Origin of the sequence: Pseudomonas sp. TH21 (assembly GCF_016651025.1) — a bacterium.
Lineage (GTDB): Bacteria > Pseudomonadota > Gammaproteobacteria > Pseudomonadales > Pseudomonadaceae > Aquipseudomonas > Aquipseudomonas aylmerensis.
The window spans coordinates 1,118,078-1,134,905 of sequence record NZ_JAEKEQ010000001.1 but is presented as its reverse complement, the minus strand read 5'-3'; the positions used below and the strand labels follow the sequence as shown (position 1 = coordinate 1,134,905).

7 protein-coding genes are annotated in these 16,828 nt (G+C 64.3%); 2 read left to right on the top strand and 5 right to left on the bottom strand.

The window, feature by feature from the left end; all coding sequences use genetic code 11:
• Positions 1-80 precede the first annotated feature (80 nt).
• A complete protein-coding gene (locus JFU04_RS04960; RefSeq protein ID WP_201143607.1) occupies positions 81-1,499 on the bottom strand; it encodes an amino acid permease in 1,419 nt (472 codons plus the stop codon).
• A 258-nt stretch (positions 1,500-1,757) separates the two neighbouring features.
• Positions 1,758-6,338 carry a hypothetical protein gene (locus JFU04_RS04955; protein ID WP_201143606.1) on the bottom strand — a complete coding sequence of 1,527 codons (4,581 nt, stop codon included), beginning with the start codon at positions 6,336-6,338 and terminating at the stop codon, positions 1,758-1,760.
• 180 nt (positions 6,339-6,518) lie between these two features.
• Here JFU04_RS04955 and JFU04_RS04950 point away from each other — a divergent pair, with 180 nt between their 5' ends.
• Together JFU04_RS04950 and JFU04_RS04945 are read left to right on the top strand one after the other, a co-directional pair.
• Positions 6,519-9,650: a transglycosylase domain-containing protein gene (locus JFU04_RS04950; protein WP_201143605.1), complete on the top strand. Its 3,132-nt coding sequence runs from the start codon at positions 6,519-6,521 to the stop codon at positions 9,648-9,650.
• 118 nt (positions 9,651-9,768) lie between these two features.
• The gene (locus tag JFU04_RS04945; protein ID WP_201143604.1) at positions 9,769-14,793 is read left to right on the top strand and encodes an NEL-type E3 ubiquitin ligase domain-containing protein; all 5,025 of its coding nucleotides are present in this window, start codon (positions 9,769-9,771) and stop codon (positions 14,791-14,793) included.
• On the opposite strand, the gene JFU04_RS04940 is transcribed toward JFU04_RS04945, so the two are convergent.
• The 3 genes from JFU04_RS04940 to JFU04_RS04930 are packed head-to-tail and all read right to left on the bottom strand — an operon-like array spanning position 14,783 to position 16,814.
• The gene (locus JFU04_RS04940) at positions 14,783-15,523 is read right to left on the bottom strand and encodes a molecular chaperone (protein WP_120447719.1); all 741 of its coding nucleotides are present in this window, start codon (positions 15,521-15,523) and stop codon (positions 14,783-14,785) included. The genes JFU04_RS04945 and JFU04_RS04940 overlap by 11 nt on opposite strands.
• A 20-nt stretch (positions 15,524-15,543) precedes the next feature.
• Positions 15,544-16,017: a CS1 type fimbrial major subunit gene (locus JFU04_RS04935; RefSeq protein WP_065906851.1), complete on the bottom strand. Its 474-nt coding sequence runs from the start codon at positions 16,015-16,017 to the stop codon at positions 15,544-15,546.
• A gap of 56 nt (positions 16,018-16,073) precedes the next feature.
• Complete coding sequence (locus JFU04_RS04930; RefSeq protein ID WP_201146307.1) at positions 16,074-16,814, bottom strand: molecular chaperone; 741 nt, start codon at positions 16,812-16,814, stop codon at positions 16,074-16,076.
• Positions 16,815-16,828: the final 14 nt, after the last annotated feature.

The following is a 16,828-nucleotide window of genomic DNA, read 5'->3' as shown; positions in this document are numbered from 1 at the left end:
GGCACGTAGCTGACCTTGCCGCACACTTGAACCCTAGCTGGCCTGCCTGTGGTGACCACCGGCAGGCCAGGTCCAAGGGGTCACGCCGAACGCTGTGAACCCACGCCGACCTGGGTCGGTTGCAGCTTGAACACGTAGAACAACACCGTCAGCAGCACCAGGAATACCGGCCCTACATACAGCGCCACGCGGGTGTCCGGGAAGTACGCCATCAGGCCTACCACCAGCACCAGGAACGCCAGCGCGAGATAGGAACTGACCGGGTACAGCCACATGCGGTACTTGAGGGCTTTCTGTTCGGCCGGGCTCAGGCTTTTGCGGAACTTGAGCTGGGCCAGCAGGATCATCAGCCAGGTCCAGATCGCGCCGAAGGTAGCGATGGAAGTGACCCAGACGAAGACTTTTTCCGGAACCATGTAGTTGAGCAGCACGCCCAGCAACAGCACGAAGATCGACAGCAGCAGCGCCTTGCGCGGCACGCCGTTGCTTGAGGTGGTGCCGAACGTGGCCGGCGCCTGGCCGTTCTGCGCAAGGCTGTAGAGCATGCGCCCGGTGCTGAAGATGCCGCCGTTGCACGACGACAGCGCCGCAGTGATCACCACGAAGTTGATGATGCCGGCGGCGGTCTTGATACCCAGGCGCTCGAAGGTCATCACGAACGGGCTGCCCTGGGTGCCGATTTCATTCCACGGGTAGATCGACAGGATCACGAACAACGCACCGACGTAGAACAGCAGAATACGCCAGAACACCGAACCGATGGCGCTGGGGATGGTCTTCTGCGGGTTCTTCGCTTCACCGGCGGTGAGGCCGATCATCTCTACGCCCAGGTAGGCAAACATCACCATTTGCAGCGACATCAGCACGCCCTGGATGCCATTGGGCATGAAGCCGCCGTGGGCCCACAGGTTGGAAATCCCCAGTGCCACGCCGTCGTTGCCAAAACCGAACGCGATGATGCCGACACCACCGATCACCATCGCAATGATGGTGACGATCTTGATCAGCGCGAACCAGAATTCGAACTCACCGAAGGCTTTCACCGCGATCAGGTTGATGGTGCCCATGCTGATCAGCGCCGCCAGGGCCCAGATCCAGCGTGGCGTATCGGGGAACCACACGCCCATGTACACCGCCACGGCAGTGATCTCGGCCACACAGGTCACCAGCCACAGGAACCAGTAGTTCCAGCCGGTCAGGAAGCCCGCCAACGGCCCGAGGTAATCCTGGGCATAGCGGCTGAAGGAGCCGGCCACCGGGTTGTGCACGGCCATTTCGCCGAGGGCGCGCATGATCACCAGGATGGCCAGGCCACCGATGATGTAGGACAGCATGATGGCCGGTCCGGCCATTTCGATGGCCTTGGCCGAGCCCAGGAACAGGCCGACACCGATACAGGCGCCGAGGGCCATCAGGCGGATATGCCGCTCGCCCAGTTCGCGTTTGAGCGGGCCGCCCGAAGCGGTCTCGCCATGGGGCAGGTGGTTGCCGACTGGCATAGGGATACAACCTCGTCTTGTTATTGGATATGAGCCTCTGAGTCCGGTACGTCACGACGGGTCTGCCATGGCGTACCGTTTCCGCTTGGCCTTTTGGGTCAATCGGTCTGGCCGGGCCAGATCAGGGGGGTGCAGTATAAAAAGCTCAACCCAGTGATTTTCACTCTATAAACGGCAATATTCAGAGGGAATTCCCGTATAAATCCTATTGCGCGGTTGGAGTATCGCACAGCAATGGTGCGCCATTTCAAGCCCGGCCTATCCACCAGGCGTCCACAGCGGTGCGTCGAAGAACAACTTGCGTGCCATCCGCCGGTTGATTTCGCCGCGATGGATATCCAGGCTTAGGCTGACACGCCCGCCCTGCCCGGCCTGAATACTGGCAAATGCCTGCGCCTGGGCCTGTGCCTGAGTCTGCTTGCCCATTCGATGCTGCGCAGATGTCTTGAGGTGCGCGGCATTGAAGTGATCGTCCGGGCTGGTCTGGCGCTCATAGTGAAAGTGCGCGTAACAAAAGGCCTCGCGCGTATGCACATCGATCACCACATAGGTTTGCAGCCAATCATTGGAGCTGCCGGCCACCGCGACTCGCCCGCCTTGCCGGAATATGCTCACCTCATGATGACTGACCAGCACATCCACGCCGGACTGGGTGGGCAGGCGTGCCTTGATGGTACTCAGTCGAGCGCGCAACCCCTGCTCGGATAAACGGCTGGCGGCGGCTCGCAGGGCATCGACCTCGGTCCTGGCGCGCGCCCGTTGGGTGGCGGCCAGGCGCGCTGGCTCGCTGTACTGCAGGTGCCGATGAAGGGTCTCGGCACACTGGCGCAACTTATCGGCACGCTGCTCCAGGATATCCTGCAGCGACTGCGGCTCGTTGGCCGTGCGCGCCATCCTCAAGACCTCGCCGATGGCTTTTTCCACCTCAGCCCGCAATGCCTGGCCCTGCTCAATCAGGCTATTGAGACCGGACATTGAACCTGCACGCGTGGCAGCCGGTTTCTTGACCGGCTCCCAGACCCCATCGGCGGCATGGGTAAACGAGGCGATTACGGTGTTCTGTGCATCCACCACCTCTGCCACCTCCGCCGGCTCTTCGCCAGTCGTTATCTTTAGCTGAGCCACATACAACTCCTGATTGCGCGTGCGGATGATGTTTTTGCGCGGCGCACGAGGTGTCAGCTGTGTGCGTGGCGCAGGGGTCGCAGGGGTCGCAGGCGCCAGGGCGGTGGACAACTCGCGGTCTGCCTCTGCGTGCAACTGGCTGAACAGCTGCTGCAACTTGTCCAGGTACACCAGGTGGAATTTATCCGGCGCCATCGCGCGCCAGAATTCGATGCGGTCATCGGTCTGGGCATAAACACGGTTGAAGCTCTCCAGCAACTCGATGCGCAGTTCAGTGCTATGGGGCGCCAACTCCTCCAGCTGCGCCTGGGATCCACTGGCCCAGCGTGCGCGCTGAATGGTGTCGTCCAAGCCTTGAAAAAAATCCTCATCCAGCCTCGGCCCTTCGGTATTGAGCGCCACCGCCCACAACGCCGTCACCTGCAGCGACTGCAATTCCAACACCGACGGACTTGTCGGCAAGCCCAGCTGCAAGGCCCGGGCCTTGTCCTGTCCGAACTTGGGAACACGCTCCAATTCCTTCAGGAAGGCAAACTCCTGGGTGCGCCAGCGGATCGCGTTCTCGTTGCTGTCCGCCAATTGCCGCAGCCCGTCGATCAAGGTCTGATGCGCCTGCAGATTGATGTCCAATGCGGCCTCTTCCTCACTCAGCGACTGCACGCGGTCCAGCAGCGGCTCCAGGCGAGTATTGATCGCGAGGGTCGTTGAGCGCGCCTCTACCAGCAACTGCTGCAGGCCGAGGATCACGCCTTCAAGCGACGTCGACAGTTCACGTTCATAACCGGCGCGGGGCTTGAGTGCCTGCAGGTCCTTGAGGCACTGCAGCTCCAGCAGCGAAGCGTCGAGTTTGTTCTGCAGCTCCTGGGTGTAGCGGCTGGCCGCCGTGGCCCGTTGCTGTGCGGTGACGCTGGCGGCGTCGCTGGTCTTGAGGGTGTAAGCCACCACCATGGCGCGGTTCGCGGTCTCGCGGCGCACGCCGTACTGGCGGTACTCCTGCTCCAGCTGCTGGCGGCGCGATTCGCTGTCCACGCCAACGCGCGGATAATCGGGCTGCCCCCCCAGCAGGCGCAGGCGCAGGTCCACCTCCCAGCCGCCAGTGTCGAGCAACTTGAGCCACGGCCCGTTCTCGCGGCCATCGGCACTGATGACTCGCACACTGTTGTCGGTGACCCTGGCCCGGTACACGTGACCCCGCACCAGCACCTGCCATTGCGGCGGTTGCGCGGCGGCATTGAACAACACCCCGTCGAGGCGCCCGCCCACCTGCGCGCCGGGCAACCGCGCCGGCCAGGGCCGGGCGAAGGCCTTGAGGCTCAGCCGCTCGAGCCGCGCCTGCATCGCCGGTGCAAGGGTGTCACGGGCATTGCTCCAGCCACCGGCGGCGCGCAACGGCACCTCCAGCGGACCGCGAACTAACGTGGTCGGCGCCGGCCGCGGCGTCGGCTCGAACGCCGGATGCTGCAGGTCAAGGCTGGCAGGCACCTCGTGAGGTGACGCCCGATGCGCGAGGATCAGCACCAGGTTGGTCAGCAGGTCCATCACTCCCTTGGCCTGGGCGGCAGGGTCAGTCGTACTGATGGCCGGCACATCCTGGTGAACACTGTCCATCACCTGCAGCATCCATCCCACCAGCGCCACCGGCCCCCGGAGAAACGGCAACAGGCTATTGAAGAGCAACCAGCCGCCTTCCTTGAACGTCATCCAGCGCTGCTCGGCGTTGGAGACTGATTCGCGCTCTGCCAGGCTGACCAGCGCCTGCACCGTGGAGGCGAACACCCCAGGCAACGGGTCCGCGTCCAGCAGTTGTTTGCTCAGGCGCACCGGCGCAGGACGATCGGGCACAGTGAACTCATCACCCGCCAGGAAATGCTGCACATGGGGCTCCTGGAATCCGCCGTTGGCGTACACCGCCTGACGCCTCGGCGGCAGCCACGCCAGCACCGTGTCCTGCAATGGGCCTGGCGCACCGATCGCATCGAACAGCGCCTGGGCGGATGCAAACTCACGCAGGCTGGGGCTGAACAATGGCTGGTAGAGCAGGTGCGGCCCATCTTCCGAATGGCGTGGGCCAATGACATACAGATTGAGCACTGTGTCCGGCGCTGAGGTCGGCGAGGCCTTGAATGCCAACGGCCATAACGCCGCCTCCGGCTGCTGCAGCAGCGCGGCCTGCACCAGGCGATAACCGGCGTCGGTCAGGCCGTTCTCGCCCTGGAGCTTCATCTGCAACGCCAGCAGCGGCAGTTGCGCACGCAGCTGTTGAGTGAACAACGTTTCACGGCGCAGGCGTTCGGCCGGATCGTCCACCAGCTTTTGGCGCAGCAGCGCCGGGTACGCCTGGCCGATATCCACCTCGGTGACACAGCCCGTGAGCAGGGTGGCCGTCATCCAGTCGGGCGCGGCGACGCCCTTGAGTTTGATCGCCGACGGCAAGTGGGGGAACCCGCCGAGGTTCTCCAGCGCCAGGTCCGTGAGCGTCAAGGTCAGCGGGTGCACCTCGCCCGTGGCAAAGCCGCCCGGAGTCATGGCCGCCGTCACGATGTGGTAAGTCAGCTCGATGTCGTCCGGCTCGATGCCATGGGCGCGGCGCTCCTTGCGCAGGCAGCCCTTGAGGGCCTCGGCAGCAAAGGTGCGGATCGGCGCAATGCCGTCCAGGAAACCCTGCCCGCCCGCCACTACCATCGCCTGCAACGCGCCGGCGTAGGCCAGGCTGTCGGCCGCCGAGGCATGGATCAGCCACAGCGGCAACTGGTCCTGCACGCGCAGTTGAAACGGGGTCAGCACCGACTCGAACCAGCGCGAAGGGTCGGTGATGTAATCGAGCATGGCCTGGAACTGTGCGGGCGTGCGCGGCACCGTGCGGTCGATCGCCAAGGTGTCCGCACGCTGGCGCTCGGCATAGCTGGCGGCCAGCGCATCGAAGGGGTCGCCCCAGGGGACCTGCACAAACCACTCAAGGGCCTGGCCGGCCAGGCGGGCGTTCAGGTAGTCGGGGATCCGTGTGTCGATATCGTCCACACGCTCAAGCAGGTGAAGCCCGGTCGCAGGGCTGAACAGCCACGTGCCGAGGATCAACAGCGGCAGCATTTGCGCCGGCTGCGCAGTGCCTCGGGGCCGCACGTACACGGTGTGCACCGGCACGGTTGCGTCGTGCAGGCTCCATTGGTGATCGGGACGACTGGCACGCATCGCCGCGCGTGGGAACGCGTCGCTGAATTGCTGCGCATTCATGCCTGGTGGTTTCGGGCTGTCATAGAGCAACGCCAGGCAATCATCCGACAAATAAGCCCAGCGCGTGGTGTTCACCGGCACCGTGCCCCGCCACCAGTCCTGCAGCTGTTCAAGCCAGGCGTCGAGCAGGCTGGGGCCGAGCTGGTTGATCACTTGCTCGACGTCCGCCAGTGGCGGGCCCCCGCGCACATGGATCTCGCGTTGGTGCAGGAACACCTGGTGATAATCCTCGACATAGCGCAGCGGCTCGGCGCCGGCCAGGCACACCAGCACCTCATCGGCCAGCGGGCTGTAATGATATTGATCGGCTTGCACCGGGGTACCGATGCTCACCCCTTCGGCGTGCAGATGGAGGCTGGGGAAACGTTGATTCAGCGTGGCTTGCAGTTGCTTGAGGGCGACCTCCCGCAGTGTCGGGGGCTGGGAAAACAGACTGATGATCTGCTCGATATGGGGGCGACGCGGCGAATGTGTTGCAGACATGGCAGTGGACTTCCTTGTGACGGACGCTGAAGTGAGTCCGATAAGCCCGAACGGTAGGGAAGTACCACGACGGTCGGTGGTAACCGGATGCCCCCACGCAGACAAATTCTTCGACGGCGCCAATCAGCGTCTAAGCTTCATTCAAGTCCGATCAATCTGCCGGGATGGGATCAATCGACTATGGGCGCTCTATGGCAAACCGATTCAACCCAGGCTGCGGTTCCCACCGACAGCGCGGATGAACAGCCATTGCCACGACGCCCGCGCAGACCTGCGTACCGCTGGCGCCTGGTGTGGCTGCTGCTGGTGATCGGCCTGATCGCCGCAGGGTTTGCCGCCCAGCGCGAGATGCGCACCGCGCACTGGCAGGCGCGCGAACTCAGCCGGCTGGCGGGCACCCTCGGCTACACGCTGCAAGCCGGTGCGAGCGATGCCATCGTGTATCCCGGTGACGGCCCCTTCGACAAGCGCCTGGGCTACAGCGACCTCGATCAATTCCTGCCGCGCCTGCTCAAGCGCAATTACCAGGTGCAGAGCCAGGTGCGCTTTTCCGCGCCACTCATGACGTATGTCGGGCGCGGCCTGTTCGTGCCCTATGCCGAAAAGATCCAGGCGGGCCTGTCGATCAATGACTGCCGGGCCGAGCCGCTGTACCAGTTCACCTACCCGCAGCAGGCGTACCAGCAGTTCAGCGCGATCCCGCCAGTGGTGGTCAACAGCCTGCTGTTCATCGAGAACCGCGACCTGCTCGACCCGGCCCAGCCCCAGGCCAACCCGGCGGTGGACTGGCCGCGCTTCGCCAAGGCGGCATGGTCACAAGTGGCCAGGCTGCTGCACTTGCCCGGGCAGAGCGCCGGCGGCAGTACCCTGGCCACGCAACTGGAAAAATACCGCCACTCCCCCGACGGCCTGACCCTGTCCGGCGGCGAGAAACTGCGCCAGATGTTTTCCGCCAGCGTGCGCGCCTATCAGGCCGGCCCGCAAACCTTGCAGGCCCGGCAGAATATCGTGCGCGATTACCTCAACAGCGTGCCGCTGTCCGCCGTGCCCGGTCATGGTGAAGTGCACGGCATGGCCGAAGGTTTGCGGGTGTGGTACGGCGCCGACTTTGACAAAACCAATGCCCTACTCGCCGAACCCGGCACGCAACACCTCGCGCAAAAAGGCCTGGCGCTGCGCGAAGTATTGTCGTTGATGATTGCCCAGCGCCGGCCTTCGCATTACTTGTCCAAGGGCCGCGACGAATTGACGAGCCTGACCGACAGCCATATCCGCCTGCTGGAGCAGAACGGCGTGGTCGAGCCGGCCTTGGCCAAGGCCGCGCTGGCGAGCAAGATCAGCTACCGCGACTGGCTGCAGCAACCGACGCTGCAACCGATTGAAACCAACAAAGGCATCAGCGTCGCGCGCAGTCGCCTGGCCGCCCTGCTCAACCGTCCGCTGTACGACCTCGACCGCCTCGACCTGTCCGCCACCAGCACCCTGCAAAATGACCTGCAGACCCAGGCCACCGCCTACCTCAAGCACCTGGCCGACCCCGCCTTCGCCGGCCAGCTCGGCCTGCTCGGCCCGCGTCTGTTGACGCCCGCCAGCACCGCCCAGGTGCGCTACAGCTTCACGCTGTATGAGATGACCGGTGACGGCGCCCGCGTGCGGGTGCAGACCGACAACACCGACCAGCCCTTCGATATCAACGAGAGCAGCAAGCTGGAACTCGGTTCCACGGCCAAGCTGCGCGTGCTCACCACCTACCTGCAAATCATCAGCGAGCTGCACGACCGTTACGCCGGCCAGACGCCTGCGGCCTTGAAGAAAGTCGACATCGACGAACAGGATCGCCTGTCGCGCTGGGCAGTGGACTACCTGGCGCAAAACAGCGACCAGAGCCTGCCGAAGATGCTCAATGCGGCGCTTGACCGGCAGTATTCCGCCAGCCCCGGCGAGAGCTTTTTTACCGGTGGCGGGATGCATCACTTTCACAACTTTCGCAACGAAGACAACGGCCGCAGCCCGAGCTTGCGCGACGCCCTGCGCGAGTCGATCAACCTGCCGTTCATTCGCCTGATGCGCGACCTGGTGCGCTACAGCACCTATCACGGCGCCAACAACAGTGCCGAGCTGCTCAAGGACGACAGCGATCCACGTCGCCAGGAATACCTGGCCCAGTTCGCCGACCGCGAAGGCACCACCTTCCTGCTGCGCTTCTGGAAAAAGTACCGCAACAAGGACACCCAGGCCCGGCTCGACACCTTCCTGGACGGCATGCGCCCAACCGCCATGCGCCTGGCCGCCGTGCACCGTTACCTGCTGCCGCAGGCCAGCCAGGACAGTTTCAACCGCTTTGTCCGGGCGCACCTGAACACGCAAAAAGCCTCGGAAAAACTCACCGACGAACGCCTGGCCAAGCTCTATAAAGATTACGGCCCCGGCGCCTACGACCTGCCGGACCAAGGCTATATCGCCAAGGTCCACCCGCTGGACTTGTGGTTGCTCGGCTACCTGTTGAACCACCCCGACGCCACCTTCACCCAGGCCGTCTCCGCCAGCGAGCATGAGCGCCAGGAAGTCTACGGCTGGCTGTTCAAGAGCCGGCACAAAAGCGCTCGCGACAGCCGTATCCGCACCATGCTGGAGATCGAAGCGTTCCTGGATATTCATCAGCGCTGGCAGGCGGTCGGCTACCCGTTCGACCATCTGGTGCCATCCCTGGCCACCGCCATCGGCAGCTCGGGCGACCGCCCGGCGGCGCTGGCGGAACTGGTCGGCACCATCCTCAACGACGGCATACGCGAGCCGACGCTGCGCATCGACAGCCTGCACTTTGCCGCCGACACGCCGTATGAAACCCGGCTGGTGAACAACCCCGACAAAGGCAAGCGGGTGATGCCCAGCGAAGTTGCCACCGCATTGCGTGGGGCGTTGTCGCAGGTGGTGGATGCGGGTACGGCGAAACGCGTGTCGGGCAGTTTCAAACTGGCCGACGGCACACCGCTGGCCATGGGCGGCAAGACTGGCACCGGCGACAACCGTATCGAGGCGATCGGCGCCGGTGGACGCATCCTCAGCTCCAAGGCGATCAACCGCACGGCGACCTTTGTGTTCTACATCGGCGACCGGCATTTCGGCACCCTCACCGCCTTCGTCCCCGGCAGCGGCGCGCAGAATTTCACCTTTACCTCGGCGTTGCCGGTGCAGGTGCTCAAGGGCATGGCACCGGTGCTGATGCCGTACCTGCAACCGGGCAGCCATACCTTGTGCACCCCCGCCACGATGGCGGTCACCGAAGGCGGTAGCCGGCTGTTTTCGAGGTGACATTTGTTGAACGGAAGGCGCGGTTATCCGGCCTGTCCGACCCAGTATTCAAACTTATTCCCGGCCCCTGGCCTCAATAGACTGAAGCGCTTTCATGGCTCTTTTCAGGATCTGTTGCATGGTCGTCATTTCCCCTGTCCCGTTCAATACCGCGTTTCAAGGTCGGCACTATCCGCTGCTCAAGCATGCCTTGCCGCCCTGGCTCAAAAGCACCTCCCTGGCACGCCTGCACGCCTTGCGCGCCGTCGGGCTCAAGGATCCCGCGCCGTACCCCCACGCCACGCCGGACCAGCACGCCGGCCTCAAGCAGGCGATTGCCGACCACTGGGACACCCTCAACACCCTCGACCAGCGGCTGCAGAAGCTCAATGACGTGTATGCCTACGCCGAGCGGGTGCTGGGCAGCGCCTTGCTGGCGGACTACGGCCCGATCGATGTGAGAAATACCTTCCTGCGCGTGTATGTCAAAGCCACCAGCGCCTGGTGGGTGCATGACTTCAAGCAAGCCGTGACCAGCCGCACGGTGTCCCTGCTGGACGCGGCGCTGCACAACTTTGCCGCCTCAGAACGTTTCGTCGACTATGCCTTCCTGTCCGCCGCCGATGCCCGTGGCCAGCAACGCAGCTTGACGTTCAAGCACAAGGCCAATGGCACCGCCCTCACGGCCGAGCGCTTCAAGCAACTGTGTCGTAGCCTGGACATCGGCCGCCATTACCGCGAGCACCTGAAGATCGTCATGGGGGTCTACACCCCCACGGTCGCCCGCGACCTGCGCCGGCAAGTGATCGACCAGCACAAAGCCGGGTTGAAAGCCGCCGCCCACCTGGCGCTGGTCAAGGGCGATATTGCCCAGGATGCCTGCACCGCCGTGCTGGGGCTGATCAATGGAAACCCGATACTGCGCCTCGACGGCCAGACCCTGGCCGCCCATACCCTGGACATGATGAACAGCCGGCTCACCGGCATCCTGCTGTTCTGCGCGACGCCGCCCTCGGCAGCGCGGGTGATCGCCTATGTGCCGGACGACCCCGAGCACCCGCTCAAGCAATACCCGACGCCGATGGCCTTCATGACGCAAGTGACCCGCCAGTTGCGGGATGCCGAGCACTACCAGGTGTTCTTCAGCCGGTTTGTCGACCATGACCAGCGCGGCTTTTTTTTCGCCAACCTCAACACCCGCCTGAGCCGGGTGCAGTGGCGCATCAAAGCGTCCACCGACAGCCAGCCCACCTGGCAAGACACACCGCTGGACAACCCCCACCTGCAATTTCATGTGCAGCCCATCGCGGCTGACCACCCCAACCGCGCCGGCAACGGCGGCGCAGATGACCTGTGGCACTACCGCTACCGGGTACACCTGAACAAGGTGCTCAACGACGCCCAGGACATCGCCGTTTCCACTCTTCGCGCCGATACCCTGGCGCGCCAGGCCTGGTGGGACAACCTGGGGAAAATCCTCGGCGATCTCTTCAACGCGGCCCTGCAGGTACTCACGCCGTTTGTGCCGGGGTTGGGCGAAGTGATGCTCGCCTACACCGCCTACCAGATCACCGACGAGGTGTTCGAAGGCGTGGTCGACTGGGCCCAGGGCCGAGGCGCGGAGGCGGCGGATCATCTGCTCGGGGTGGCGCAGGACTTTGTCCAGTTCGGCCTGTTCGCCGCCGGTACCACCTTGGCCGCGCCACTGCGCCTGAAACTCTCGGCGTTCGTCGAAGGGCTCAAGCCGGTGCAGAGTGCAGACGGTCGTCAACGCCTGTGGAACCCGGACCTTGCGCCCTATGTCGACGACCAGGGCACACTCGATCCCGCGCAACGGCTGATACACGAAGGCGCGCAGTATCGGGTGCAACAGGCGCGCATCGTCCACCCACGCCGCCCGCAAGCGTATCGACCACAGCTGTATCGCCGGGCCAACGGGATTGTCGTGCATGAAGCCGACCAGCCGCAGACCTGGGACAGCCGCACGTTGATGCGCCGCCTCGGGCCCAGGGTCGCGGCCTTCAGCGATGAGCAACTGGAACGCATCCGCCTCACCAGTGGCTGCGATGACGACGTGCTACGCGGCGCGTATCTGCAGGACCAGCCGCTGCCACCGCTGCTCGCTGACACGCTCAACCGCTTCGAGGCCTACGCCAGCGCGCAGTCGGCCAGTGATCAGATCCGCACGGGCATGCCGCTGGACCCGGCTGCCGCCTGGTTCGAGCAAACCGTTACCGAACTCGAGGGCTGGCCACAGGACAAGGCCCTGGAAGTGTTCCTCAGCCCCAGCCTGAGCGGCGACTCCCACCGCTATGGCCGGCTCGACGCCGCCCCGGCGGACACCCTCAAGATGAGTGTGGCGCAGGTGATGTCCGGGCAGTTGCCGGAGCGGGTGCTGGGGTTTCTCGATGAAGCCCAGGCGCGCCTGCTGCTCGGCGCCCAGGTGCCCAAGGCCGGGCAAGTGCAGCACTTGCGCGAGCTGTTGGCCACCTACGTCACCCGCCAGGCCCCCGAGATCGGCCAGTACGCCCACCATGTGCGTGAGCTGTCCGATGAGCCGGGCATCCGCCTGCTGCGCGAGCATTTCCCGCAGATGGACTCCAGCGTCGCACGGTCTCTGCTCGACAGTGCCGATGCCGCCGAGCGCAGCCTGATGCTGGACCACCGGCGCCTGCCGCTGCGTTTGGAAAACCTGGCCCGCGAACTGAATTTCGCCGCCGGCACCAGCCACGCCTATGAAAGTTTCTACTTCCCCTGGCGCCAGACCGCCGACAGCGAACGCATGCTGCTCAATACCCTGAAGCGGCACAGCGACTTCTTCGCCGACCTGCACCTGCAGATTCGCCAGCACACCGCCGACGGTCCGCTGCGCTGCGAGGCCGGCCCCGTCAACGCCGGCACCCGGCGCATCCTGATCAGGAAGGACACCCTGGGCTATGAGGTCCGCGACGGCGCCCACCGCAAGCTGCATGGCCCCGACACCCTGTACGAAGCCCTGTTGCACGCCGCGCCCGCCGATAGCCGCCAGGCGGTCGGGCTTTCACCCGGCCAAGGCGAGGGCCTGCGGCACTGGCTGCTGACCACCCTGGAACCGCTGGCCGAACGCCGCAGCGCGCTGGCCCAACCCCCCGTGCGCAGCCAGGCTGACGAGGAGACACTGAAGCTGCTCGGCTCCCCCGCGCCTGCGCGCACGCCGAAGCTGGTCGTCATGAGTGAGCAGGTGGTGATCCTGAACGCCTTGAAAACCGTGTTTACGCACCAGAGCGAGGCGCACATCCTGGCCTTTATGGAAAAAGTCGGCAGCGAGCACCTCAGCCCCCGCGTCAACCAACTGATCGTCGACCATTACCGCCTGGACGCTGACCTGGCGCACTGGTCGCGCCAGCCAGGCAACCATCCGCCGGACAGGGAGCTAGAGTTGCGCCTGTTCATTCGCGGCAAACTCCTTGAATGCTGGCAGGATCAGATCCGCGCCTATACCGAACCCTCCGGCACACGCCTGGATCTGAGCGGCATAACGCTGCCCGATACCCTGCCACCGCTGCGCGCCGACTTCAGCCATGTCACCCGGCTGAACCTGATCCACAGTCAGTTCAACACGGCCCACGGTGAGTTCCTGCAACACTTCCCGCAGCTGTCCACCCTGTATCTGGCGGATAACCCGCTGTCCCGCCTGCCGGAAGCGATCCGCGACCTGCGCCACCTGGAAAACCTCGACCTGGCCTGGTGCCCGCTGGCGTTGCAGGCGGTGGATGTCACCCGCCTGAAAAACCTGCGCTACCTGCGGCGCCTGAAGCTCAACAACACCCGTAGCCACAGGGCCCCGGATATCGGGCGCATGCGCGACCTGGTTCACCTGGACCTCAGCCACAGTCCTGTCGCGCAGTGGCCCGATGGGCTGTTCGAGGTGCCCCGGTCCTCGCGGTTTGTCCTCAACCTGCAGGGCACCGCCATTACCCACGTGCCCGAGGTGACCCTGGGCAGTGCCGAGGCCCGGCTTGTCGCCGCGACCTACCTCAATCGCGCCGCACTCGACGCCCTGCAGCGTGAACGGTTCAAGGCCTACCGCGCGTCAGTCGGGCTGGATCCCGAGCGCACCTATGAACCCCAGGGCGACAGCACGCCGTGGCTGGACTACCTGTCACCACGAGGCCAGGACGACGCCCGCAAAGTCTGGGATGCGCTGGAGCACGAACACGGCTCCCAGGGATTGTTCGAGGTGATCAAGGCCCTGGAAATACCGGAGCGGTTCCAGACAGATGAAGATCAGCAACGCTACCGCGCCAACCACCGCACCCTGACCCGGCAGGTCTGGACCCTGCTGCAAGCGGCCGCCGTCGACACCCCGCTGCGCAATCGGCTGTTCGAGATCGCCAGTTTCCCCGGCAATTGCCCGGATGCCGGCACGCAGATCTTCAACGAAATGGGGGTCGAGGTGCTGCTCTACCAGATCGAGCACCAGGCGCCGACGCCAGAGGCCCATGAACGGCAACTGGTCACCCTGGTCAAGGGCCGTGCGCGCCTGCAACAGCTCAACGATGTAATCCGGGCCGACGTTCAACAGCGCCTGGCGCCGGTCGCCCAAGGAGGCCAGGGCTTGCGGTTTCTCACCGAGGTCGTCGACGGCGTGGCCGGCCAGGTGGATGAAGTGGAAATCTACCTGGCTTACCAGACCGCCCTCGCCGAGCGCCTGGACCTGCCGTGGATCGCCGAGCACATGCTCTACCGCAGCATCGCCGGGGTCAGCGACGCACAGATCGACGCGGCGTATGCCAAAGTACTCGAGCTTGGCGAGGGCGACGGCCTGGTCAACCGCATGCTGCTCGACGCGCACTGGTGCGAGTGGCTGCAACGTCGCTATGCCGGCCAATATGCCGAACAGCAGCAGTGGCTCAAGGCGCAACACAACCGCTTGTTCGACCTGCTGGAGTTGGGCGAACAGTGGCCGCAGACGCCCGACACCGCAGCGCTGCAAACACAGGTCGATGCCCTGGCCAGTGAGCTGGGCATGAGCGGACTGAACCCCGCCGACCCGGCGGCACTCCAGGCCGCCTGCGAAAAACGCGAGGAAGAACTGGGCGACATCGCCCAGGCGTGGATGCGTGACCGCACCCGCGCAGCGCTGATGGCGGCGCGCACCTTACGCAATCGCCCTAGCCGCTGATCTCGATGACGCTCTCGGTGGTGCCTTCCACCAGGAAGAACCGATAGATCCTCCCGGCCTGTTTTTCAAAGCTGAAGACCCGGCCGGGGAAGATATGGTTCTTGGTGGTGGGCGCGCAGACGGTGCGGTCATTCACCGCACAATCCTTGAACTCATCCACCACTACCACGGTGTTGCCGGCATTGCGCAAGGTGTAGGTGCGGCCGCCGTTCTCGACACGGGTATCGAAGCGGCTGTCCGTGGGCCGCACGAAGAACACCGTGCCGTAGCCCGCCATTACCTGCACGCCGCCCGCCAGGGTATTTTCGTAGGCCTGGCGGTCTTCATCGTTCAGCCCGAAGCCGTCATCTTTATCGGGTGCCACCGGCAGGTAGCGCACGCGGAAATAGCGCTCGCGATCGCGCTCGCCGATGAACACCAGGCGCGTGCTCTGCATGCCGTCCGCCGGCACGATCAGGCGCGCCGGGCTGGCGATCAGGCCATTGCGCACGCTGCCATCAGCCTCGACCCGAAGCGGCACTTCCTCATAGCTGCCGTCCGGTTTGTAGAGCATCTCGCTGACGTTGACCTTGACGAAGGCGGTCTGGGTGCCGCCGTTGAAGATGCGCTTCAGGTAGGTACTTTTATCGCCGCGCAAATAGTCGTAGAAATCACCGACATTGATGTTCGGCCCGGCGTGGGCGTTCAGGGCACACAGCAGCAAACCCAGGGTTGCACATAAAGACTTCATCACCACTCCTCGAAAAACCATCACGGCCGTACCGCATCGAACAGCAACTCGACGCTGCCGTAGTACTCACCCGGGGTAAACCCCTCCGCCGGCTCGACCGCCGAGATATCCAGCAGCACCCGCTTGCCCTGGCTGGCCTCGGCCTGCGGCACCACCAGGGTGTCAGCCAGCCCCAGCACCTGGCCGTTGAAGGTCACACTCAAGTCGATGTAGGTACGCCCGCCGTTGAACAGCATCGGCAGCGCGCCCAGCCGTGCGTTGATGCCGCCCGCCGAACTCTTCACGTCAAAATGTTCGCGCACCGGTCGCAGGCGTCCCGGCACCAGGTCCCAGACCATCTGTTGTTCACGTTCGAAGAACCCGGGGTTGATCGGCAGTACATAAAAATCCTGGGTGGGGATGGTCACCGACACGTCAAACACGTGCTCTTCACGGATCGCCAGGGCCTGGGTACTGAGCAACGCGAGCACCATCAGCAGCAGCGCCGCCGACATGACCTTGCACCGTCTGCACGCACGGTATGCGCGTGCCTGGGCTATTTCACTGACCATCAGCCTTTGACCTCATAGGGTGTTTTCTCGCTGCCCTCGATCAGGGTAAAGCGATAGGTACGCCCGGCCTGCCTGGTAAAACCAAAGGCACGACCCGGCAAAATGTGATGCTTGGTCACCGGTCGGCAGTCCTGGCTATCGCCGCTGGCGCAGTCCTTGAACTCATCGACCACCACCACACTGTTACCGTCGTTATGCAGCCCGTACTCAACGGGTTGCTCATCGACACGGGTGGCAAACCGCGTGACCTTGGGCCGCACGAAAAACACCGTGCCGAACCCGGCCAGCACCGTGACCCCGGCCGACAGGCGAGTCTTGTAGGCGTCACGCTCCTCCTCCGACACGGCAAACTCGTCGTCCTGCTCGGGCATCACCGGCACAAAACGCACGCGAAAGTAGCGCTCTTTTTCGCGCTCGCCGAGGTACAGCAAGCGCGTGCCCTGCACGCCATTGGCCGGCACGATCAGGCGTGACGGCGTGGCCATCAGGCCATCGCGGACACCGGTCTGGGCATCGCTCTTGAGCTCGACTTCCGCGGAACCGCCGTCGCTGTCGTAGAGGATTTCCATCACCGCGACCTTGATGAAGGCCGTGCTGTCACCACTGTTGAACACCCGTTTCAGGTAGGTACTTTTATCGGCGTCCAGGTAGTCATAAAACACCCCGACATTGATATTCGGAGCCGCCGGTACCGACTGCGGCAACCAGCACAGCGCACACAGCGCCAACACATGTTTCATTGTCATGAGCCTCA